Genomic DNA, 22,571 nt, shown 5'->3' with positions numbered 1-22,571 from the left:
CAGCTTACAATTATTTTTTACTTTTCCAGAATTCCCACTTAGACTAGAGCACAAATTTGTTGCATATGCTTTTTGCCCTATGACCATTCAGGAATTAAGAAGATACCTTCGTAAAACGCGTCGTCATCTCTCTAAATTTGAGCAAAGGCAATCCGCACAAAAAGTTCTAAACCGCCTGATCCGCAGTCCAGAATTTATTCACGCCCAACATATTGGCCTGTATTTGCATGCTTTTGGGGAGATTCAGACCCAGGCGATTATTGAACGCTGTTTTAAACTGGGCAAACAGGTGTATCTCCCAGCGATTTGCGACATGAATCAGCAGCTGGTCTGGATTCGAATCAGTCAGCATCAATATCATAACAAGCGCTTTGCTCATCATCGGCTGGGTATGCGCGAGCCCATGAGCACTCGTGGTGTGCATGTTTCCAAACTGGATCTATTGCTCATGCCACTGCTGGCCTGTGACACTTCAGGCACCCGGATTGGGATGGGCGGCGGTTTTTATGATCGAACCTTGGCTTCTGCGCCCGGGCGTCCATTTCGTCTGGGGCTGGCACATGACTTTCAACTGCTGGCACAGCCGTTAAAACGTGAAACATGGGATCAGCCCCTTGATGCTTTAATCACCCCGACAGTTTTTATAAAGTTCAAACGATAATTTTGTAATTTTACCCTTGCTAACTACTTTAAAATCACATAATTAGTCATTTTTCATACAATTTAATCTTAACTGCCCTTGTATTTTTAAAATTACCCATCACTATTAAAAGCATGGCAACACCGTTGTCACTCATTAGGAGTGCTCATGTCTGAAATTATTATGAATCAAGAAACCTTAGAGCCTCAGGTTCCAAGTGTACTACCCCTTTTGGCGCTGCGTGATGTGGTGGTTTATCCGCATATGCAAATTGCGCTGTTTGTCGGTCGTGAAAAATCGATCAATGCAGTTGATGTGGCTCGTAACAGTGACAATCTAGTATTTGTAGTTGCGCAAAAAGATTCGCTTACAGAAGAAATTGATCACGACAATTTATATCAATACGGTACTGTCGCGAAGATTGTGCAAGTTGTGAATCACGAAAATGATGAAAACTGTATTAAAGTCCTGATTGAAGGCCTGCATCGTGCCAAACTGAAAACCATCATTGACGAAACTGAGTATCTGACAGCAGAGCATGAACTCAGCCCAATGACGGTGAGCGTCGATGCAGATACCCAAGCTGTGCGCTTGCAGGAATTACGTGCGCTTTTCGCTCAATATGCAGAAGCGAAACTTCGTAATGCGCGTGAACTGATCACCGCAGCCAACAAAATTGAAGATCTATTACAGTTATTGTTCTTCGTCGCAACCCGTGTTCCATTGAATATTGATGTCAAACAGAAATTCCTGGAACATGACGAATTCGAAGCGCATTTGACTGAGTTGATGACTTATCTATTGCAACAGTCTGAAGAACAACAGATTGAGCAAACCCTGCATGACTCTGTTAAACGTCAGATGGAAAAGAACCAGCGCGAATACTTCCTGAATGAAAAAATGAAAGTCATTCAGCGCGAGCTTTCTGATATGAACGGCGGCGCGGAAGATGATGTCGCTGAAATCGAAAAACGTCTTGCTGAAGCAGATTTGCCTGAGCATGTACGCAAGAAAGCTGAAAACGAGTTCCGCAAGCTGAAAGCGATGCAGCCTGCTTCGAGTGAAGCTGCTGTGGTACGCAACTATCTGGAAGTGATTCTAGATACACCGTGGAATAAAGCCAGCAAAGTCAGCATTAACCTGAACAAAGCACAGGAAATTCTGGATGCAGACCACTATGGTCTGGACGATGTCAAAGATCGCATTGTGGAATATCTGGCAGTTCAGTCACGCGTGAAAAAATTGCGTGGCCCGATTCTGTGTCTGGTTGGTCCTCCAGGTGTCGGTAAAACTTCACTCGGTGAATCAATTGCTAAAGCAACTGGTCGTGAGTTCGTGCGTATGGCGCTGGGCGGCGTACGTGATGAAGCGGAAATTCGCGGTCACCGTCGTACCTATATCGGTGCGATGCCAGGTAAAATTGTGCAGTCATTGACTAAAGTGGGCGTAAAAAACCCGTTATTCTTGCTCGATGAAATCGACAAGATGGCGCAAGACTACCGTGGCGATCCGGCTTCTGCGATGCTTGAGGTACTTGATCCATCACAGAACAACAAGTTCAGTGATCATTACTTGGATCTGGATCTGGACCTGTCTGAAGTGATGTTTATCTGTACCGCAAACAGTATGAACATTCCTGAGGCGCTGCTGGACCGTATGGAAGTGATTCGTCTTCCGGGTTATACCGAAGAAGAGAAAGTAAATATTGCGGATCGTTACCTTGTTCCTAAAGCAATCAAGAACAATGGTCTACGTGCCAAAGAATTGACCGTGCATGAAGAGGCGATTCGTGACATCGTGCGCCGTTATACTCGTGAAGCCGGTGTTCGTAACCTTGAACGTGAAGTGTCAAAAATTGCACGTAAAGTGGTAAAAGAAGCGGTTAGCAAGAAAGCCAAAAACCTTCAGGTTGAAGTGACCGCAGGAAATCTTCCAGATTACTTGGGTCCACATAAATTTGACTACGGTATGGCGGAAGAAGAAGCGCAAATTGGCCGTGTAAATGGTCTGGCTTGGACTTCTGTCGGCGGTGAATTACTGACCATTGAAGTTGCAGCAGTCCCAGGTAAAGGCAAGTTCATTACCACCGGTTCTCTTGGCGATGTCATGAAAGAATCGATTACCGCTGCGATGACTGTAGTGCGTACCCGTGCGGATGAACTCGGCATCGAAGCCTCGCGCTTTGAAGAAACCGACGTGCATGTGCATTTACCTGAAGGCGCAACACCGAAAGATGGTCCATCGGCAGGTTTGGCTTTGACTACAGCATTGGTATCTGCTTTCACGGGTATCCCGATTCGTCCGGATATCGCGATGACAGGTGAAACCAGTCTGGGCGGCCGTGCATTGCGTATCGGTGGTTTGAAAGAAAAACTGCTTGCAGCCCATCGTGGTGGCATCAAGTTGGTGTTCATTCCACAGGAAAACGTACGTGACCTGGCGGAAATTCCAGAAAATGTCAAAGAAGGTCTAGAGATTAAAGCAGTAAAATCGATTGATGAGATTTTACCGCTGGCATTGACTTCTTTGCCAAAAGCTCTGGTTAAAGCACCGATTGTGAAAACCAAAGAAGAAGCGAAAGCAGCGCGTCATTAAGACCTGATGCTTCGTATAAAAAACCCTGCTTCGGCAGGGTTTTTTATTGAGTTATTAAATAAAGCAATTGAGTTATGGCTGTAGTGCCATATCAACCAGCCCATCCACCACATGAGTCATCTTGTTCAGATCAAGCTTGTCTAAAGTATCCAATTCGGTATTGTAATAAGGATTACGATAACTCGCAGTATCGGTAATCAGCATGGTCGAATAGTTGAATTTGGCATAATTCAGATAACCAGAAAAATTCATATCCTGAGCAAAACTTGGGCTGACAAAACGCTGACACTCCAGACGGTTAAAACGCTGCATAGCAGCACAATAATCTCCAGTCAGGCCAGTCGATGCTAAATGCCCGATCGTTGCAATGAAATTACCATGTCGTGGATAAATCCATTTTAATCCGACGGGATAGCTCTGCACCTGATGTTCATCAAAATAGCCAATCGAATCCAGAATCACCACGCCCTTAATTTTCTGCTTCTGCTTTTTTAAAGATTTGGCATGCATATAACTACCCATATGTTCTGTCTTGAAAAAAGGCGGCTCTTCAAGCGTATAGAAAGCAAATTCGACATTATGTTTGAGCTTGGATTTTTGTAAAGCGAGTAGTCTTGCCGTTTCCAGTAAACCCGCTACCCCTGAGGCATTATTATCGGCACCTTTTTGGGTACTAAAGACATCATAATGCGCTCCCATCACCATTTTGGTCTTTGCTTGAGTATCCAAATTACAGATGACATTTCGGTAACTCAGGTTATTGACCACATAGACCTGAAACTGGCATGGGATGCCAAAGCGCTGCATCTGCCCTTTAATCCAGGCAGATACCCGATTCAGCTCTTTCAGATTTTTATAATTTCGGTATTCATCAACACTCATGATCTGGCTAAAAAATAATTCCAGATGAGAGACCTGAGCATTTTTGCTCGAATTGGCTGCACAGAGACTAGGCCCCATGAGGCCTATCAGTAACAGCAGCACAGTACAACATCCTTTTATCATGACACTGTTCCGCATTTATTATTATTCCATTCCTTTATCAAGCGGATACTTGAACTACGGACATTAAAGCAACACTAAATCTCTCATTTCAATTTCAATTTGTTTCCCTGCTCAACTTCATGTTGTTTGATCGTTATAATGAGGTATCCAATTATTGATCTGTCTGTATGAAAATCCGTATCCTGACCATTGGTCAAAAAATGCCAGCGTGGGTGCTGACTGGTTTTGAAGATTATTTCAAACGTATTCAGCCTTTTGTACAGACCCAGATTATTGAACTGCCGATGGCCAAGCGCGGGAAAAATGATTCTGAAGCGGATATTCTGAAATACCGTAATATTGAGGGCGACAGTATTTTAAATGCGCTCAAGCAGAATGAAACCCTGATTGCGCTTGAAGTGGGCGGACGTGAATTCAGTACCGAAAAACTGGCTGAAACCATGAAAGGCTGGATGCTGGAAGGCAATGATGTAGCACTTGCGATTGGCGGGCCGGATGGTCACTCAGAAGCCGTGCGTAAAGCTGCTGCATGGCACTGGTCACTTTCCAAGTTAACCCTGCCGCATCCACTGGTACGTGTCATGCTGATCGAGCAGCTTTATCGTGCCATGAGCATCAATAACAACCATCCTTATCATCGGGCAGGCTAATGATTTTGCTGAAGCGTTCTTTATATGCAACGTTTTGTTGAATAATATCTCCTGCTCTTATTTCTATTTTTCATGCATTATTGAGGCATCTTTCCAGATGTGGTTTGAATTATGAACTTACAAACGTTGCCCGGCTTATTTATTTCTCATGGCTCTCCTATGCTGGCGCTGAATCCTGAGCAAGTGGGTCCTGCCTTGCATCGTTTGAGCGAAAATCTCCCACGCCCGGAAGCGATTATTGTGATGTCTGCGCATTGGGAAAGTGATGCGTTGGAAGTCAGTAGCGCAATTCGCCCAGAAACTTGGCATGATTTTCGTGGTTTCCCGCCTGAACTTTATCAATTACGCTACCCTGCACCGGGAAATCCTGAATTGGCCGAGAAAGTCTTAGGCTTGCTGGCCAATGCCGGCTTTTCTGCACATGCCAACAGTACTCGTCCGCGTGATCATGGGGTATGGATGCCGCTGCTACATATGTATCCAGATACCAACATTCCCGTGGTAGAAATTTCCTTACCCATGTCGATGAGTGCGGATGAGATTTATCAGATTGGTCAAAGTCTCGCACCTTTACGTGAACAGCAAATCCTGCTGATTGGTTCAGGCAGTATTACCCATAATTTACGTGAACTGTCTTGGGATGGATCGGCTGCTGATGTACCCGAATGGGCCTCAGGCTTCCGTAATTTTGTGGTGCATAAACTGACGCATAGCGATTATGACGCGGTCCTGGACTGGTCCAATATTCCGCATATGGCACGGAATCATCCAACGTTAGAACATTTTGCTCCAATTTTCTTTGCGATGGGCACAGGTCAGCGTTTTAGTCTGGTACATAGCAGTTTCACCATGGGTTCACTCGGTATGGATATTTACCGCTTCGATTAATCTTACTTCAGCGCTAAAACCTTAATGATGGATACATTTTTCAACTCAAAGCTGCGAAATGTATCCATATTTTTTTGCAATACATGCATTATTATTGTTTGAACTTTATATACTTCATTATAAGTCCATGAAATTAAAATTTATTGTGCTGGCATTATTGCCTTTAACTTTTGCAGCCTGTCAGTCCAGTGATATTCAACGAGCTGGAGATAGTGCGGTGGCCACCATCCAACAAAAAAATGCAGATCAGATTCTTCCAGCCTATCACTGGGAACTGAATCGTGGACTAGAACGACCAATCGTACTTAGTTTCAACGCTCAAGGCCGGCTAAGCGCCGTGACGGGCTGTAATGGACTCGGGACGACCTGGTCAGTCAAAAACAATATCATCACCACCAGCGAAGTTATAGGCACTGAAATGGCCTGTGATGCAGCATTGATGGAGCAGGAACGTTTTGTCAGCCAACTTTTACAGAAGCGTGACATTCCTTTTACGCTCAATACCACAGATCCTGACAAGCCGACCCTGACGTTGATGGCCGCAAATGGTCAAACCTATGAATTTATCGGGAAAATGACTCCGGAAACCAAATACCAAGGTCAGGCTGAAACAATTTTTCTGGAAATTGCTCCTGACACTAAACCCTGTACCGGCGTGGTCCAACAAAGTTGCTTGCAAGTCAAAGAAGTGAAATATGATCAGAATGGCCTGAAAACTCAGGTGGATAAGGACTGGACTTTATTCTATGACCAGATCGAAGGTTTTCAGCATTCACAGAATGAGCGGCAGATTATTCGGGTCAAACGTTTTGAAATTAAGCATCCGGCAGCTGATCAATCGAAATATGCCTATATTTTTGATATGGCGGTTGAGCGTGAAATAGTTAAGGGTGCTCTTTAAGGCTAAAAATACCAGATATAAAAAAACCGGGGCAACAGCCCCGGTTTTTTCAGCTTAGACTAAGTCAGACTTAGAATACGCCTTGAGCAAGCATTGCATCAGCAACTTTTACGAAGCCAGCAATGTTCGCACCGTCAACATAGTTCACAGTACCGTCTTCTTTAGTACCGAATTTCACACAGTTACGGTGAATTTCTTTCATGATTGCGTGTAAACGCTCATCAACTTCTTCGAAAGTCCAGCCTAAACGCAATGCGTTTTGAGACATTTCCAGACCAGAAGTTGCCACACCACCTGCATTTGATGCTTTACCTGGCGCATAAAGAATTTTCGCTTCAACGAATTTCTCAACCGCTTCAAGCGTAGAAGGCATGTTCGCACCTTCAGCCACACAGATTACACCGTTTGCAAGAAGCTGAGCAGCGTCGTCTGCATCAAGTTCGTTTTGAGTCGCACATGGCAATGCGATATCACACTTGATACCCCAAGGACGTTGTCCTTCAAGATATTCGAAACCATGTTTAGACGCGAATTCTGAAATACGGCCACGTTTTACATTTTTAAGTTCCATGACTTCAGCAAGAAGCGCCTCAGTGAAACCGTCTTTAACGTGAACTGTACCGGCAGAGTCAGAAAGTGAAACCACTTTCGCACCGAGGTACATTGCTTTTTCAGCAGCATATTGCGCAACGTTACCAGAACCTGAAATCGCAACGACTTTATCTTTGAAGCTTTCGCCACGAGACTTAAGCATTTCCTCAGCGAAATACACAGTACCGTAACCCGTTGCTTCCGGACGTGCCAATGAACCACCGAAAGTTAAACCTTTACCAGTGAATACACATGCCGTATCGTTACTTAATTTTTTCATCATGCCGGCCATGTAGCCCACTTCACGACCGCCTACACCAATATCACCTGCAGGGATATCTGTGTTCGCACCAAGGTGACGATACAGCTCGATCATTAAAGCCTGACAGAAACGCATGATTTCGCCTTCTGATTTGCCTTTAGGGTCAAAATCAGAACCGCCTTTACCGCCACCCATAGGAAGTGTGGTTAAAGCATTTTTAAATGTTTGCTCAAAGCCTAAGAATTTTAGGATTGAAAGATTCACTGAAGGGTGGAAACGCATACCACCTTTAAATGGACCGATCGCTGAGTTGTACTGTACGCGGAACGCACGGTTTACTTGAGTCTGACCTTGGTCATCTACCCAAGAAACTCGGAACTGGATCGCACGTTCTGGCTCAACTAGACGTTCTAGTAAACCATGTGCTGCGTATTGTGGGTTCTTTTCAATGAACGGCCACAAACTGGTCATCACTTCTTCTACAGCTTGAAGAAATTCTGGTTGATGTGCATCACGTGATTTTACGTAATCTAGGAACTCATTAAGTGTGTTGTATTTCAACGCTTAATCCTCAGCAGAAAATGGATCAAAATTGGTCAAATTTACAATCAATGTTAAATTTTGGCGCAAAATATTAAATATCTTTTGTAACTAATCTACAATACTTTTTTTGAAAATACTTTAAAATTAATTTGATAACAAATATTTATATTGATTATGAAAATTTTTTCTATGTCAGGAAATGCCAATCGAATCAAGGCTTACATTCAGATTTATGCCTAATAATAAGGCACAAGTTGACCCTTAATTGCGCACGACTTAGGAGTTTAAAAATATGTTAAAATTGATGAATCGACATATTTTGTTTCACTTACTCTCTCATGCTTGCCATGAGTAACGCTGGTTATACATGAATTCGCCCATTTCTCTGGTCCAATCGATTGACGCTTTACTCCCTCAAACCCAATGTGGACTCTGCGGTCACCGTGATGGATGTTTACCTTATGCCCAGTCGATTGCTGAGGGGGAAAATGCCAATAAATGTGTGCCGGGCGGACAGCCTGTTGCCGATGCTTTGGCTGCATTATTAAATCGTCCTAAACTTCAAGCTGAAGAAAGTGTCTGGCCAGTTCAAGCCGATGGTCGACCTCAGCGCATCAAAGCCGTAATTCGTGAAGATGAATGTATTGGCTGTACCAAATGTATTAGCGCCTGCCCAGTCGATGCGATTATTGGTTCTGGTAAACTGATGCATACCATTCTGACCGACCTCTGTACCGGCTGTGAACTATGTATCCCGCCCTGTCCGGTAGACTGCATCGATTTGGTTGAAGATCAACAACCTTTGCCGACTGAAGTACAGCGCATTGCGGAACAGGATGATTTACGTCAGCGTTACTATGCGCACATCCAGCGTGAAGAAAAACGGCGTAGCGATCGTAAGGGGCCTGTGGTCCGTGCAGAAATTGATACGGCCCTGTTTGCCCGTTTCTCTGCGTTAAATGAGCAACTTCCCGTGATTGAAGTGGTGAACAAGCCAGCGAATGCGCCTGTAGCCCTCGATTCCAAGACCACGATTGAACTGGCAAAACTACGTACCCAAATTAAAAAACTGGAAAAACAGCTTTCGGTTCGTGAAGATGCTCGAAAACGTACCCAACTGGAAGAACTGACACAGCAATTACAGGCTTTACAGGGATAGAACATGACCACAGCAAAGGCCAAGCCCGTTAAAAACATGACCAAAAAGCAGATTCAGACCTTTTTTGAACGCCTGCGTGAACAGCGGCCTAACCCAAAAACCGAGCTGAATTATTCCAATCCCTTTGAATTACTGGTCGCGGTCACGCTCTCTGCTCAAGCTACCGATGTCAGCGTCAACAAAGCCACAGACAAACTCTTTCCAGTCGCTAATACACCGGAAGCCATTTATGCGCTAGGTGTGGACGGCTTGAAGGAATATATCAAGACCATTGGTTTATATAACTCGAAAGCGGTCAACGTGATTAAGGCCTGCGAGATGCTGATTCAGAAGCACAACAGCATCGTACCGGATAATCGTGCGGATCTTGAAGCCCTGCCGGGTGTAGGTCGTAAAACGGCGAATGTGGTACTGAATACGGCCTTTGGTCAGCCGACCATGGCGGTTGATACCCATATTTTCCGGGTAGGTAACCGTACCGGACTAGCGGTTGGCAAAAATGTGTTGGAAGTTGAACACCGTCTGGTCAAAGTCATTCCCAAGGAATTTATCATTGATTCACATCACTGGCTGATTTTACACGGTCGTTATACGTGTATTGCGCGCAAACCGAAATGTCATGAATGTGTAGTATCCGATGTGTGTAACTGGCCGGATCGGTTTGAATTTGGTGCAGCCCGCCAAATTGCAGTGAAAAATATTGAGCTTGCTGAATAGAACGGCGTGATCAAGCTGGGATAAAAATAGGTGACCAATGTGTCACCTATTTTTATCGACTATGAGAAGAGTGCTTTTCGTTCAAACCAAATTCTTAGCTGAGCTGAACTATTATGGATTATTTATCCTGATCTTGTTCAGCCTTTTCCTGCTGCTTGCGCTGTTCAAGTTCGGCTTGTAATTTTGGATGGAGCTGGCGCTCAGGTCGCTTTGCTGCATTTTCAGCACGTTCTTCCTGACGTACTTTGTTGAGCATTTTAAAACTGAAATAGAACAGACCTACCAATACTGCCAGAAAGACTACCATCAACACCAATACGCCAAATTTCATAGCAACAAGTACCCTGTTCAAATACGCAATAAAAAAGAGCCCTAATATGACTTAGGGCTCTCCGATTGTCAAAATCATCGTCAGCCGATTATTTTGCCTGATCCAGAATCGCGAAAAGATCAGTTTGAACTTCATCGATTGGACGTAAACCATTTAGCTTGTCATAAGTTGGTGCATTTTCACCAGACGCTGCACGGCCTTGGTAGAAACCAACCAGTTGCTCGGTTTCAGTATGGTAAGAACCTAGACGCTTACGAATGGTTGCTTCCTGGTCATCAGGACGTTGAACCAGATCTTCACCCGTTTCGTCATCTTTACCTTCCACTTTTGGCGGGTTGTAAACGATGTGATAGACACGGCCAGATGCAGGATGCTGACGACGGCCAGAAAGACGTTGTACGATTTCTTCATCTGGTACATCAATTTCAATCACGTGATCAATAGTGATGCCTTCATTTTCCAAAGCTTCTGCTTGAGGAATAGTACGCGGGAAACCATCAAAAATGCAGCCATTTACACAGTCAGGTTGCGCAATGCGCTCTTTCACCAGACCAATGATCAACTCATCAGAAACCAAACCGCCATTGTCCATGACACTTTTAGCTTGTAGACCTAATTCAGTTCCTTCACGAATTGCAGCACGGAGCATATCACCGGTTGAAATTTGTGGGATATTGTAGCGCTTACAGATCAACTGAGCTTGTGTACCTTTACCTGCTCCAGGTGGTCCGAGTAAGATAATGCGCATATATAAACATCCTCATTTAAACAATATGTATGACGCCGCGACCACAATCACCCGATTGTGTCCCCCGACATCTCATTATAAGAAAGCCACAAACAAATGGATTAAACCCGCGACAAAACCGGTTACCCCACCCAATAAAATCAGAATCCATTCATCTTCCTGAAATGCAGGACGTAAAAGATTCTGAAACTCCTTCGGAGTCAACTCACGTATGCGGTCTCTAAACATTTGATAGATTTTCTGTGCACGGCTCGCATTAAATGCTGGGTCGCATACAGGCACCATCGTAATTTCAATCGAGCGATCGATCAAGTCTGTCTTGAGCTTTGCATACTCTTTTGGTCCTAAAGACAGCTGTAAAGAGGTTCTAACCAGGGGTGTTTCCATAATTTCATTAATATGACGTTTGATAATGCGGCGGGTTTTATCTTTTCTGCCACCATACATCATCTCGGTCATGATCGATTTTAACGTAATCAGATCTTCTGTGACTACACTTGCGAAGACGTCAGAGACTTCATCCTGACGTTTCATAAATGCGCCTTGTATGTTATAGGTGCCGATACGAGGAATCACCGGTTTGATCCATGGAAACTTGCGGTTTGTGGTGCGAGCAAAGAATTGCGGGTACTTCACCGGGTGTGGATAGAGCGGATTGAAGACCATCCAGATCGCGATCCAGTTGGTCAAAAAGCCCCAGATCGCAGCCCAGAACGGTACAGTCCAGTGCCACGGCACTACAAACCAGACAATCATCTGAAAAATACCAAAGAACATCCCGATGAGGGCACTGATATGCCAGATAAAGTTGATCTCTTTTTGACCCACTTTCAGGAACATACGCACCATCAAGCGACGGTCGCCTTCCATCTGGCTCACTACCATTTCACGCATATCTACCAGTGACTCGACGTTCATGGTCAGCTCAGTCACTAATTCACGCAAAATTGCCGGCATCTGTTTTTGCGCTTGTGCATAAATTCTGCGCTTAATAGCAAAAGGCAGGTTTTCCCAGAGCACCGCATTGCGATCCATCATCACTTCATCAATCAGATGTTCCAGTTCGAAACCGACCTGCTCGCCGATGATGCGTGCCATATCATCCGGATCCATCGCCTGTAAAAATTCGCGAATGGAGCCTAATTTCGACAGTGTGTTATCGGTAATAATGCCTGAAATACGTCCAGCTTTGCGTGGCACAATCCCTTGCCAGCCCACAGGCAAAGGCCCCAGATGGAAACCCCAAAAATTGATCGGATAAAAGACCATTTTCAGCGCCATCCAGACGTGAGCCCAGGTTACAAATGCAGTCACTGGAATAATGCTGAGCACAGCCCAAAAATCCGGGCGGTTTACAAAGGTTTGCCACAACTCGTTGACGTACTCAAGCATGCATAACTTCCATATTTAATTTTTTGTTCACAGAATACACATATTAATAAGGTCGAATATTTTGTCTATAAACCGATACTTAAAGTATAGGAAAATTGTAGCCGGGGTTCTGTTTCAGCCACAGCACGACCATTTCGGTCTTCGAGTTTCTCTCCGGCACCGATCCCGATACTAAAACTGCTGATCCGTTCTGAACTAAGCAAAACATAGGCCAAATCAACGCCAGCACCTAAACGGCCTTCATATTCGCCATCAACCTGTTTGCTGTCGATATGCCCGGCATAAACCCCGACATAATAACCATTTTTGTCTTTGCCGGTGAGATGTGCAGGATAACGAAAGCCTGCCTGACCGCCAATCGTACGATCATCATCCAGAAAAACACCACCTTTCACATAAGCAATCCCATAAGGGTTCACCCATTCGGTATTTAAATGCAGTAATTTCTGGGTAAAACCAACACCCACATTAAAGGCTTTTGCCTGAGCAGGCTCTATTTTGGTTGCAGTATTATTAATCTGATCATGTGCATAAGCCCCGTTCGCCCACAATGCAAACGCTAACAAAGGGTAAACCTTGTTCATTCCTTCACCATCTTCCTTAATTATAGTTTTTGGTATAGCCCTATTTTTATTAGATTTTACTCTAGCAGAATTATCACAACTCTTATATACAGCACTTTACAATTTTAATGTCTGCAAAGTCAAAGCTTAAAGGAACTGATTGTAAGGGCAGTTTTTCATTATCAAATCAAGTGCAGTTGCGTTAGAATACTCCACTTTGATTCTTTTCTACCACTCTCAGGTCTTAAGTCGATCGCGTATGAAGCAGCACTTTCCTTTAAAAAACGCACAACAAGAAAAGCGCATCTATCGCAGTCGAGTCTTGATTTCCATGGGGATTGTCATTTTCTTTATGCTGCTGCTGGTCAGCCGCTATGCCTATTTGCAACTGTTCAACTTTGAAAGCTTTACTACAGCTTCTGATGAGAACCGGATTCGTCTACAACCTTTGCCGCCAGCGCGTGGTTATATTTATGACCGTAACGGCGTGTTGCTGGCCGATAACTATCCAGTATTTACTGCCACTTTAAGTCGTGCCGACGTACAGGATATCGATCAAACGCTCGAACGCCTGAAACCGATTCTGGAACTGACCGAAGAAGACCTGGAACGCTTTCAAACCCGGATTAAAACAGCACGTAAAACCGAACGGGTTTCAATCAAGCTTAACCTGAATGAAAATGATATTGCCCGTTTCAGTGAAGTGAAATATCAATTTCCGGGTGTGAATATTGAAACCCAGATGACTCGCTATTACCCACATGGCGATCTGTTTGCACATGTGATTGGTTATGTGGGCCGGATTAATGACAAAGAACTGAAATCAATTGATAAGGATCTCTATGCTGGAACCAACCTGATCGGAAAAATCGGGGTGGAAAAATCCTATGAAGAGCTGCTGCATGGTGTGCCGGGAAATGAATCGGTAGAAGCAGATGCCTTTGGTAATGTGCTGCGTCATTTGGGCCGTAAAGATCCGGTGCGTGGTAATGATCTGTTCCTGTCACTGGATTACGGTTTACAGGTAGTAGCTTCGGAGCAACTGGCCGGGCGTCGTGGCGCGATTGTGGCGATGAATCCTACAACCGGAGAAATTCTGGCGCTGGTCTCCAGCCCAAGTTTTAACCCGAATCTGTTTGTGACTGGGATTAGCACCAAAGATTATTCATTCCTACGTGATAATCTGGATCAACCTTTATATAACCGTGCCGTGCAAGGGGTTTATCCACCTGGCTCTACTATTAAACCAATGTTTGCACTCGGTGGTCTGCATCATGGTCTGGTCGATTGGGATACCACTATTTCCGATCCAGGTTATTTCAGCCTGCCGGGAGACAGCCACCGTTTCCGTGACCATAAAAAATCCGGGCATGGCGCAGTGAATATGCATAAGGCACAAGTCGTCTCTTGTGATACTTATTTCTATGTCATGTCCTACCGCATGGGCATTGAAAAAATGAACACCTGGATGCGTCAGTTCGGCTTTGGGGAAAAAACCGGCGTGGACTTACCAAGTGAAAGCTCAGGACTGTATCCAAACCCGGAATGGAAAATGCGTACCCGCAAGGCCAAATGGTCACGTGGTGAAACCATTTCTGTCAGTATTGGTCAGGGTGCTTTTACTTCAACGCCATTGCAGCTGGCTATGGCCACAGCCATTACCGCCAACCATGGCAATAAAGTCATTCCCCATGTTCTGCGCGAAAGTCGCGGTGCCAAACCGTTCAAGGTGCATAATGGCACGCATGGCAAGATCGATTTTAATGGTCAGGAAGAAGACTGGATCAAAATGCGTGATGCGATGGTGGACGTAATTCAATCCGGTACAGGCCGAGGCATCAAAAGCGGCTTACAATATTCTATTGCCGGAAAAACCGGTACGGCACAGGTAAAAAGTATTGCTCAGGGCAAGCGCTATAATGAATCCTTATTGACTGACCGTCAGCTGGATCATGGCCTGTTTGTCGGTTTTGCACCTGCTGAAAATCCTGAAATCGCGATTGCAGTTATTCTGGAAAATGGTCGCGGTGGTAGTGCCGCAACGGCTCTGGCCCGTCCAATTTTTGATTACTGGTTACTGCATAAAGATAAAAATCCGGTACGCCCACAAGGCCACCAATTAAGTGGTGGTCTGATGACGGCCGGAATCAAGCCAGCTGAATTGCCAAGTGGTGCAGGCATGTTGAGTCAGGATGCAGCATCTAGTGCCGTTCCAGCCAGTGACCAGCCCGACAATGCTGCTCCGACTTCTGCAAATACGGCTGCATCTCCCGCAGCAACACCTGCTCCGACACCGGTAGAGCGAGATTAAAGATGAAAAACCAGCTTCGAATTATTGGTGGTGACTGGAAACGCCGCCAACTGCCTTTTGCCAGCATTGAGGGTTTGCGCCCGACGCCTGACCGTGTTCGGGAAACACTGTTTAATTGGCTGATGTGGGATGTACAAAATGCCCAGGTGTTGGATATTTGTGCCGGTTCTGGGGCATTGGCGTTTGAGGCATTATCGCGTGGTGCTGCATCAGTGGTGATGATTGAGCCGGATCGTACTCAGGCACAATTTCTGACCCAAAATCTGGAACTTTTAAAAGTCACCAAAGCACGTGCACAATTAAAAGTGGCTACGGCGCAGCAAGCTTTGTCTACCCTTCAGGCACAGTTTGATCTGGTTTTTCTAGATCCGCCATATAGCCTGGATTTATGGGAAGAACTAGCGCTAAAGGCAGATCCTCTGATCAAGGACAATGCCTATATTTATGTAGAAGCAGATCGTGATTTACAATTACTTAAATTACCGTCCTCATGGCGTTTAATTAAAAATACCAAAGCCGGTACAGTTCGTGCGGGGCTTTATCAAAAAAGTATTTCTTGATTTAAATTGTTTTGAAGAGCCATTAAAAAAGGATTCCTCAGTGGAATCCTTTTTGTCATTGTAGTCAGTCAAATTTAAAGACTGTGATTAACGATCACGGCGCCAGTCGCGGTTATCTCGGTCACGTTTCCAATCCCGATGATCTTTATGGTCCTTATTTTTCCAGTCATGATTTCTGTGGTCTCGATCATAATGTCCATTACGATCTCTGTTTCCACGATAATCATCATCCCAAGGATCAACCACACAACCGGTTAATGACACAGCCAATACAGAAAGTAATATCACTTTTTTCATCATGTCCATCACCTCTTACTGCACTCTGTCAGTATCAGGCGAGTTCATGGAGAGTGAACGGAGCCATTGTTGCACTCTTGTAGAGATTTATGCATGTTTTATGCATGGCCGTAAACCTCTTTTTTCTTAATTAGCATTCATGCTTTTATGAGAATTTGAACTTTCATTTGCATAAATCCAGCTAAATGGAAGCTTGGCTTTTGTTTAAATCTTGAGAATACTGCTGCCTTTGCTTATGACCTGATCTTTATGACTTGGCTGTTATTTATTCTTGGTGCAATGGTCGCAGGTTTTGTCCAGGGGCTGACCGGCTTTGCCTTTGCCCTGATCGCCATGTCTTTCTGGGTCTGGGTGCTGCCTCCGCAACTGGCCGCGCCCTTGCTGGTATTTGCCTCGATCTGGAGTCATGTGATTTCACTCAGTCAGGAAAAAAAGCAGCTAGTTTTATCCAGGCAGTTGGTGCTGCCTTATCTGATTGCTGGTCTGATTGGCGTGCCGCTGGGTACTTATCTGTTGCAGATCATTCAAGCAGATACCTTTAAGATGATCTTGGGATTTTTTCTGGTACTGTGGTGTCCGGTGATGCTATTCAATCCGCAATTCAAAACAATTCAGCATTCAGGAAAATTGACTGATAGCTGCATCGGTTTTATTGGCGGAATTTTAGGAGGACTGGGCGGTTTTTGCGGTGCCATTCCTTCGGCCTGGGTGATGTTAAAACAATTACCCAAAACCCAGCAGCGCTATATTTTACGGCACTTTAATTTTGCAATTCAGCTTTTCACGCTGGGTACTTATGTATGGCAAGGCCTGATCAATCAAAGCCATTTACCGTATCTGGCATTGCTGATTGTTTTTGTGAGTATTCCGGCGATTTTAGGCGCAAAGCTATTTTATAAAATTTCAGAATTACTGTTTAAACGCGTGATCTTAAGTTTACTCTTGAGCGCAGGCTGTTTTCTATTAGCGCCCCAATTCATTTAAGCACAAGATCAAGCCGAATCTGTCTTCCCCCCGCCAAAGCTTGAATCCGGTGAAATAACTGCTATGTTAAGGCCAATCTTTCACAATATAGATCATCATTATGCAAATTCGTGATCAGATTGTTCTTGTTACTGGTGGTGCACGTGGTTTGGGTTTAGCCATTACTCAGGCTTTACTGGCTGAGGGCGCACGCGTGGTCGTCAATTATCATAGCAGTCAGCAGCAAGCTGAACAGCTGGCCCAGCATTATCCTGAACAGGTATTTATTTATCAGGCAGATGTCACTCAAACTGATCAGGTCCGCGCTTTATTTGCCGCAGCTAAAACCCATTTCGGGGAAGCGATTCATGCTGTAATCAATAACGCACTGATTCAATTTGAATTTAATGGTGATGCACGCCCTAAAGTAGAAACGCTGACTTGGGATATGTTGCAACGGCAATTTAGCGGTGCAGTACAGGCTGCCTTAAATACTACACAAGCCGCACTGGATGATATGAAACAGGCAGGGTTTGGCCGGATCGTGAATATTGGTACAAACCTGGTGCAAAATCCGGTGGTTCCTTATCATGACTATACCACCGCCAAAGCTGCATTATTGGCCTTTACCCGCACCACGGCGCAGGACTTGGGACAATATGGCATCAATGTGAATATGCTCTCTGGTGGCCTGTTACAAACTACGGATGCCAGTAAGGCCACACCTGACATTGTCTTTGACCTGATTGCTCAATCGACGCCTTTACGCCGCGTAATTACACCAGGAGAATTTGCTGCTGCAATCCTGATGTTTTTGTCACCTTATTCACGTGCCGTCACAGGACAAAACCTGATTGTAGATGGTGGCTTGGTCAAAGGTTAAATGTTAAATGTTTAGAGAATGGACTTGAATTTTCAAATTCTGTTGTTCTATTTTTTAACCATTTGGTAGATTAAAAAGGTTTTGTGACCGGGTTTTACTTCTACAATAGTGCGCTCCCATAAAGCCTTTAGTCTACTTTCCATGAAATTTATCACGACATTGCTCAGTACCTTGCTACTGGCAGGTTGTATGTCCAGCGATTTGAAAAAATCAGAACAATTACTGCAAAATTTCCATTGTGCCAAGGTAGATACCGCCCAAATGCCACATAGCAGTATGACCGACTATTATCAGCAGATGTTGTATAGCAGCAAATCCAAAGTCGAGTCTTATATCAAACAGTATCATCAAGGTGAAGAGCTGTTTGACCTGCCACTGCATGAAGTGGTGGAACAGCAATATGATCTGTATAAAGATGCCTGCCAAAATCTGGGTGGAATTTTGCCGACTTCTGAACATGCCTCTTAAGTCTGTCAATCTTCATGATGATTAGGCAATAAAAAAGCAGGAGAATTTTCCTGCTTTTTTTCAACTCAATTTTAATTCTGATAATAGCGCTGATCTACACTAAAGCATTCAGGGAATTTTGGTTGAATCTCTGCATAAAATGCCATGATTTCTGCCATATCTTTTTCATAATCCCCTGTCGGATAAACGATTTTACCTACGCCAGTTTTCTTCTTGGCATAGTCCATATAGGCCAATGCAATCGGCACACCGGCACTAATCGCTACATGATAAAAACCTGTCTTCCACTGTTCCTGTTTGGCACGAGTTGCTTCTGGCGTGACCAGCATGACCAGTTTAGGATGAGTCTTGAATAAGTCTGTCATCAGCTGAACCATGCTCGGACGAGGCTCACCCGGCTGTTTAGGACGGCGATCAATCCCGATACCGCCCATAGCACGCACAAAAGGCCCAAGTGGCAATTTCATGTAACTGTCTTTAATGGTTAAGCGAACATTTACGCCCAATGCTTTTAAGGCCAGTCGCGCATACAATGCATCCCAATTACTGGTATGAGGCGCAGCAATCATGACACATTGGTCTAAATCTAGGGGCCAATGGTTATCAATTTCCCAACCCATCAGGTTCAGGCTTTGTTCTGCTAACTTCTCAAACACGTCACGCACCAATTCTATTCAAAATTGCGCGAATTTTAGCAACCTAGGCAAATATAGATAGTGCTCTATGAGCAATAAATAAACAATTAATCTATATTTGTATAATTGGAATTTTTAAATGAATAGTTGATTATTTTTTTCCACCTTGAACTTATCTCATACATCAATTTACGGATAGTTCAGATTGCTTCCCAATATCAATAGAAATTTCTTTCTAATTTAAAGGATCCATGCATTAAAAAGCTCTTGACCTCCTAATTTTGGGATATGGCAAAAACGAGGGTCTTTTTATACTGAATCCACATTATAAATTTCAGGAAGATTCTAATGAAAAAGACTTTACTTTGTATTGCTTTAGCGGGGTTACTTAGTGCCTGCGGCGGTTCGGATGATAATGCCAGTACACCTCCAGCAAACAATGTTGGCACCCAAACCGGCGTACTGACGGACGGAATCATTTCAGGGGTGACCTATATCACCAGTAGTGGTGCAACAGGAGTTACCAACGAAAAAGGAGAATTTAAATTTAATGATGATGAAAAAGTAAAATTCTTTATTGGGGGTGTACAACTCGGTGATGAAATTGAAGCAAAGGAGCGTATCACACCATTAGATTTAGTCGAAAGTGAAAATGCGCGTATCAACCTTATGGTTTTTTTACAATCCTTAGATGGAAAAGGTGATCATAGCGATGGCATTCAGATTAGTGATGACACTAAAACAGCCTTCACTGCTGTAAAGCTTAATTTTAACCAAAGTACCACCGACTTCGTAAATGAAGTTGTCACCAAAACAGCCATCACACCAGATCAGTTGATAACACCAGAAAAAGCTTCAGAAAACTTCCAAGCGACCTTCTACAAAGATATTGCCGGTACGTGGGAGATTAACCGTACCGATAACACTGCTGTGTTGATTCACATTCTGGAAGATGGACGCTATGCACTAGGTGAAGCAGAAGCAAAAGATGAGAGTGGTCAAGCAGGCATTGAAATGGGCCGCTTAAAATGGAATGCAACAACAACCGTGATTGAACCGGAAATCCTACATGACACCAATGGTGAATGGGGACTTTCACATCCTGCCGAGAATAAACCTTATTCTTTAAACTTTAATGGAACTCAATTAATTCTTACTGAACCCGGCGTTAGTACTGAATACCGTTTAAATCGAGTTAAGCAGTCTAATAGTCTCGTCGGCACGTGGCGACTCAATGAAACGCACCTATTTGCTTTCTTTGATAACAACTATTATTTCTTCCTAGACACTGAAGGTGGAGATGACTGTGGTTGGCCAGGAATTGAATATGGCAAATATACATTGTCAGCAAATACTCTCACCACAACCGAGGTATTATTCGATACCAACGAGTGTGGTGGATTACAAGATAGTTCAAATGGCAGCAAGACAATTGCAAGCATCAATATATCTAACAACAATCTTATCTTACATCCGCAAGGTGAAGATCCTGTAACTTTACAACGTGTTAAATAACCCATATAAACCGGCTTGAATATGAAATTCAGGCCGGTTTAATCAATATGTTCAAATTGAATGGTACAACCCATCAATAAATGCATCAGTTCGATTTGCGAACAACATTGGGTTTTTTCATAAATATTTTTAAAATACGTCCGTACCGAACTCAGCGTAATGCCACACTGTTCTGCAATATCTTCTATTTTATAACCATTAATTAACAACTCACATAAATCAAACTCTCGTTTGGAAAGCTGGTAACACTGTTGTAGGTAAGTTCTTGACAGGGAATAATGCTGGTTTTTATCCGTCATAAATAAGGCAATCTGATGCTGAGCAGACTGTAAATGTTGCATATTTCTTAATTTCTTAAAGGGCACCACCGTCAGCATAAATTGCGAGCCTGCCCCATCACTCAACGCCAAGACTCCACCCACCTCAGTCTGAATGGTCGTATCTTCCAGCAAAGCACTTTCTAATAGCTGATCAAAACGTATCTGCTGAGCATAATTGGTTTTTAGACGGTTATGTATATCCAGATCCAGACATGAACTTTGATCAAGCATCTTTTGCGCAACAGGATTGGAATAACTTAAACACAGGTTTTGATCGAGCAGTACAATTCCGGTTTTTAAACTATCCAATACGGTATACAAGCTTAAATTATCTTGCTGAATCAAGTTGATTTGCCGGTGAATTTGCAAAGCCCGGCGTAAATGAATACTGATACGTCTTAGAAAATCCAGCTCAACTTGTTCAAAAGGCTGCACCTCAGGAGCACGATGAATACCCAGTACCGCCCAACGATAATTTCCCCGATCCAGCAATACCCCTGCCAGATAAGATACACCGCCAGGCTTTAAACACTTCTCATAGAAAACATAGTGATCCGTACCCGGCTGTTCTGCATAGTGCTGACAGTTATGACTCAATGCATCGCCCATCTCGATCGCATTCCATAATGGCATATGCAATTTCATATCAATCACTCTGATACGCTCATCTTGATAAGCAGCCAGACTTTCACTCGGGATATTGTGCGTGTAAACAAAATCATAGCCTGGATTAAGCTGATCCAGACCGGTAAAAATTGCACTCTTACTTTTAGTATAGCTCACGATATCTTTGATCACGTCCAGCCACAAAGATGGCAATACAGCAGCATCATAAATTTTTGCAATCAGATTATTTTCTTGTTCTAATTTCATTATCCCCTCCGCATTATCATTATTTTCTAATCATAGCGTTCAGAATTGGTTAACGAAACAGCATAAAATGACTTTAAATTTGGCTAAAAATTCTTAAATCCTGCTCACTTATCAATAACTTTGGCCTGATTCACCTAATGAATCAAACTTTAACAAGATTGCCCTATTTATCTGTACTGACTACTTTTAATGTAATTCATAACAAATAATTTAATAGGGTCAAAACAATGAAAAAATTAACGCTTACTGCTGCGATAGCAGTCGTTATTGCAGGAGCTTTAACCGCCTGTTCAAAGCCCAATGATAATGAGCCGATGAATAATAATGCTCAATCCAGCCCAGCCATGATGGAGCAAAATAAAGCGGATACCAGTGTGACCCGTGCGGATAGCGCAGAAACCTCACTAGATTGGGCAGGTGAATACGAGGGTGTTTTTCCTTGTGCTGACTGTGAAGGAATTAAGGTCGAGCTAGATCTCAATCCGGATAAAACCTATGAGCTAAATGAAGAATATTTAGGTAAAGGCGGAAATAATGAGACCGAAACTAAAGGCAGTTTCAGTTTTGACCCTCAAGATCCTTCAATCATCACATTAGATAACAAAGCTGAAAACCGTAAATTCTTTGTTGGTGAAAATTTTGTTGAAGCACGCGAGATGAAATCAGGTAAAAAAATCGACAGTAATTTAAATTATAAATTAGTTAAAAAGTCCGCATCATAATTTTGTAAACGCATAAAAAAATCCCCGCTATTGCGGGGA

23 protein-coding genes are annotated in these 22,571 nt (G+C 43.6%); 14 read left to right on the top strand and 9 right to left on the bottom strand.

Annotated elements, in window-relative coordinates:
* Positions 1 to 79 precede the first annotated feature (79 nt).
* On the top strand, positions 80 to 661 hold the full coding sequence (locus FTV08_RS02950; RefSeq protein ID WP_180086611.1) for a 5-formyltetrahydrofolate cyclo-ligase: 582 nt from the start codon (positions 80 to 82) through the stop codon (positions 659 to 661).
* Positions 662 to 808: 147 nt separating this feature from the next.
* A complete protein-coding gene (gene lon, locus FTV08_RS02945; RefSeq protein ID WP_044111574.1) occupies positions 809 to 3,235 on the top strand; it encodes an endopeptidase La in 2,427 nt (808 codons plus the stop codon).
* 72 nt (positions 3,236 to 3,307) lie between these two features.
* On the opposite strand, the gene FTV08_RS02940 is transcribed toward lon, so the two are convergent.
* Positions 3,308 to 4,240: a M28 family peptidase gene (locus tag FTV08_RS02940; RefSeq protein ID WP_180086609.1), complete on the bottom strand. Its 933-nt coding sequence runs from the start codon at positions 4,238 to 4,240 to the stop codon at positions 3,308 to 3,310.
* A gap of 167 nt (positions 4,241 to 4,407) precedes the next feature.
* On the opposite strand from FTV08_RS02940, the gene rlmH reads away from it, so the two are divergent.
* From rlmH to FTV08_RS02925, 3 genes are all read left to right on the top strand, one after another.
* The gene (rlmH, locus tag FTV08_RS02935; RefSeq protein ID WP_004646335.1) at positions 4,408 to 4,890 is read left to right on the top strand and encodes a 23S rRNA (pseudouridine(1915)-N(3))-methyltransferase RlmH; all 483 of its coding nucleotides are present in this window, start codon (positions 4,408 to 4,410) and stop codon (positions 4,888 to 4,890) included.
* A gap of 111 nt (positions 4,891 to 5,001) precedes the next feature.
* Positions 5,002 to 5,778 carry a class III extradiol ring-cleavage dioxygenase gene (locus FTV08_RS02930; protein ID WP_180086607.1) on the top strand — a complete coding sequence of 259 codons (777 nt, stop codon included), beginning with the start codon at positions 5,002 to 5,004 and terminating at the stop codon, positions 5,776 to 5,778.
* A 127-nt stretch (positions 5,779 to 5,905) separates the two neighbouring features.
* Positions 5,906 to 6,679: an META and DUF4377 domain-containing protein gene (locus FTV08_RS02925; protein WP_218947140.1), complete on the top strand. Its 774-nt coding sequence runs from the start codon at positions 5,906 to 5,908 to the stop codon at positions 6,677 to 6,679.
* Between the two features lie 70 nt (positions 6,680 to 6,749).
* On the opposite strand, the gene gdhA is transcribed toward FTV08_RS02925, so the two are convergent.
* Complete coding sequence (gdhA, locus tag FTV08_RS02920; protein WP_004646331.1) at positions 6,750 to 8,093, bottom strand: NADP-specific glutamate dehydrogenase; 1,344 nt, start codon at positions 8,091 to 8,093, stop codon at positions 6,750 to 6,752.
* A gap of 349 nt (positions 8,094 to 8,442) precedes the next feature.
* Between gdhA and FTV08_RS02915 the strand changes: the two genes are divergently transcribed.
* Both FTV08_RS02915 and nth read left to right on the top strand, forming a co-directional pair.
* Positions 8,443 to 9,234 carry an RnfABCDGE type electron transport complex subunit B gene (locus FTV08_RS02915; protein WP_180037734.1) on the top strand — a complete coding sequence of 264 codons (792 nt, stop codon included), beginning with the start codon at positions 8,443 to 8,445 and terminating at the stop codon, positions 9,232 to 9,234.
* Between the two features lie 3 nt (positions 9,235 to 9,237).
* Positions 9,238 to 9,951 (top strand): endonuclease III, encoded by a 714-nt coding sequence (nth, locus tag FTV08_RS02910; protein ID WP_005246932.1) that lies wholly within the window; start codon positions 9,238 to 9,240, stop codon positions 9,949 to 9,951.
* Between the two features lie 118 nt (positions 9,952 to 10,069).
* Here nth and FTV08_RS02905 read toward each other — a convergent pair whose 3' ends face one another.
* The 4 genes from FTV08_RS02905 to FTV08_RS02890 form a co-directional block, all read right to left on the bottom strand.
* Entirely contained in the window at positions 10,070 to 10,282 is a 213-nt protein-coding gene (locus tag FTV08_RS02905) for a hypothetical protein (RefSeq protein WP_004279489.1), read from the bottom strand.
* An 88-nt stretch (positions 10,283 to 10,370) separates the two neighbouring features.
* Complete coding sequence (adk, locus tag FTV08_RS02900) at positions 10,371 to 11,030, bottom strand: adenylate kinase (RefSeq protein ID WP_005262314.1); 660 nt, start codon at positions 11,028 to 11,030, stop codon at positions 10,371 to 10,373.
* A 75-nt stretch (positions 11,031 to 11,105) separates the two neighbouring features.
* Positions 11,106 to 12,422, bottom strand: a complete 1,317-nt coding sequence (locus FTV08_RS02895; RefSeq protein WP_004279487.1) for a membrane protein — start codon at positions 12,420 to 12,422, stop codon at positions 11,106 to 11,108.
* Between the two features lie 65 nt (positions 12,423 to 12,487).
* Positions 12,488 to 13,006 carry a hypothetical protein gene (locus tag FTV08_RS02890; protein ID WP_004279486.1) on the bottom strand — a complete coding sequence of 173 codons (519 nt, stop codon included), beginning with the start codon at positions 13,004 to 13,006 and terminating at the stop codon, positions 12,488 to 12,490.
* 238 nt (positions 13,007 to 13,244) lie between these two features.
* Between FTV08_RS02890 and mrdA the strand changes: the two genes are divergently transcribed.
* A complete protein-coding gene (gene mrdA / locus FTV08_RS02885; RefSeq protein ID WP_180086604.1) occupies positions 13,245 to 15,296 on the top strand; it encodes a penicillin-binding protein 2 in 2,052 nt (683 codons plus the stop codon).
* 2 nt (positions 15,297 to 15,298) lie between these two features.
* Positions 15,299 to 15,856 (top strand): 16S rRNA (guanine(966)-N(2))-methyltransferase RsmD, encoded by a 558-nt coding sequence (rsmD, locus tag FTV08_RS02880; protein ID WP_004279484.1) that lies wholly within the window; start codon positions 15,299 to 15,301, stop codon positions 15,854 to 15,856.
* Positions 15,857 to 15,943: 87 nt separating this feature from the next.
* On the opposite strand, the gene FTV08_RS02875 is transcribed toward rsmD, so the two are convergent.
* The gene (locus FTV08_RS02875) at positions 15,944 to 16,156 is read right to left on the bottom strand and encodes a hypothetical protein (RefSeq protein WP_004646324.1); all 213 of its coding nucleotides are present in this window, start codon (positions 16,154 to 16,156) and stop codon (positions 15,944 to 15,946) included.
* Between the two features lie 246 nt (positions 16,157 to 16,402).
* Between FTV08_RS02875 and FTV08_RS02870 the strand changes: the two genes are divergently transcribed.
* The 3 genes from FTV08_RS02870 to FTV08_RS02860 all read left to right on the top strand — a co-directional run bounded on the left by FTV08_RS02870 (position 16,403) and on the right by FTV08_RS02860 (position 18,467).
* A complete protein-coding gene (locus tag FTV08_RS02870; RefSeq protein ID WP_180086602.1) occupies positions 16,403 to 17,137 on the top strand; it encodes a sulfite exporter TauE/SafE family protein in 735 nt (244 codons plus the stop codon).
* A 100-nt stretch (positions 17,138 to 17,237) separates the two neighbouring features.
* Positions 17,238 to 17,999: a 3-oxoacyl-ACP reductase gene (locus FTV08_RS02865; protein WP_180086600.1), complete on the top strand. Its 762-nt coding sequence runs from the start codon at positions 17,238 to 17,240 to the stop codon at positions 17,997 to 17,999.
* 141 nt (positions 18,000 to 18,140) lie between these two features.
* Positions 18,141 to 18,467, top strand: a complete 327-nt coding sequence (locus FTV08_RS02860; protein ID WP_071850601.1) for a hypothetical protein — start codon at positions 18,141 to 18,143, stop codon at positions 18,465 to 18,467.
* Between the two features lie 71 nt (positions 18,468 to 18,538).
* Here FTV08_RS02860 and FTV08_RS02855 read toward each other — a convergent pair whose 3' ends face one another.
* Positions 18,539 to 19,087: a 1-acyl-sn-glycerol-3-phosphate acyltransferase gene (locus FTV08_RS02855; RefSeq protein ID WP_171501406.1), complete on the bottom strand. Its 549-nt coding sequence runs from the start codon at positions 19,085 to 19,087 to the stop codon at positions 18,539 to 18,541.
* A 363-nt stretch (positions 19,088 to 19,450) separates the two neighbouring features.
* On the opposite strand from FTV08_RS02855, the gene FTV08_RS02850 reads away from it, so the two are divergent.
* On the top strand, positions 19,451 to 20,617 hold the full coding sequence (locus FTV08_RS02850; protein WP_180049623.1) for a hypothetical protein: 1,167 nt from the start codon (positions 19,451 to 19,453) through the stop codon (positions 20,615 to 20,617).
* 38 nt (positions 20,618 to 20,655) lie between these two features.
* Here FTV08_RS02850 and FTV08_RS02845 read toward each other — a convergent pair whose 3' ends face one another.
* The gene (locus FTV08_RS02845) at positions 20,656 to 21,810 is read right to left on the bottom strand and encodes a LuxR C-terminal-related transcriptional regulator (RefSeq protein WP_180086598.1); all 1,155 of its coding nucleotides are present in this window, start codon (positions 21,808 to 21,810) and stop codon (positions 20,656 to 20,658) included.
* 227 nt (positions 21,811 to 22,037) lie between these two features.
* Between FTV08_RS02845 and FTV08_RS02840 the strand changes: the two genes are divergently transcribed.
* Entirely contained in the window at positions 22,038 to 22,532 is a 495-nt protein-coding gene (locus tag FTV08_RS02840; RefSeq protein WP_005246940.1) for a copper resistance protein NlpE, read from the top strand.
* Positions 22,533 to 22,571: the final 39 nt, after the last annotated feature.

This window comes from Acinetobacter sp. YH12226 (genome assembly GCF_013417805.1).
Classification (GTDB): Bacteria; Pseudomonadota; Gammaproteobacteria; order Pseudomonadales; family Moraxellaceae; genus Acinetobacter.
This window is presented reverse-complemented; position numbering and strand designations above follow the sequence as displayed.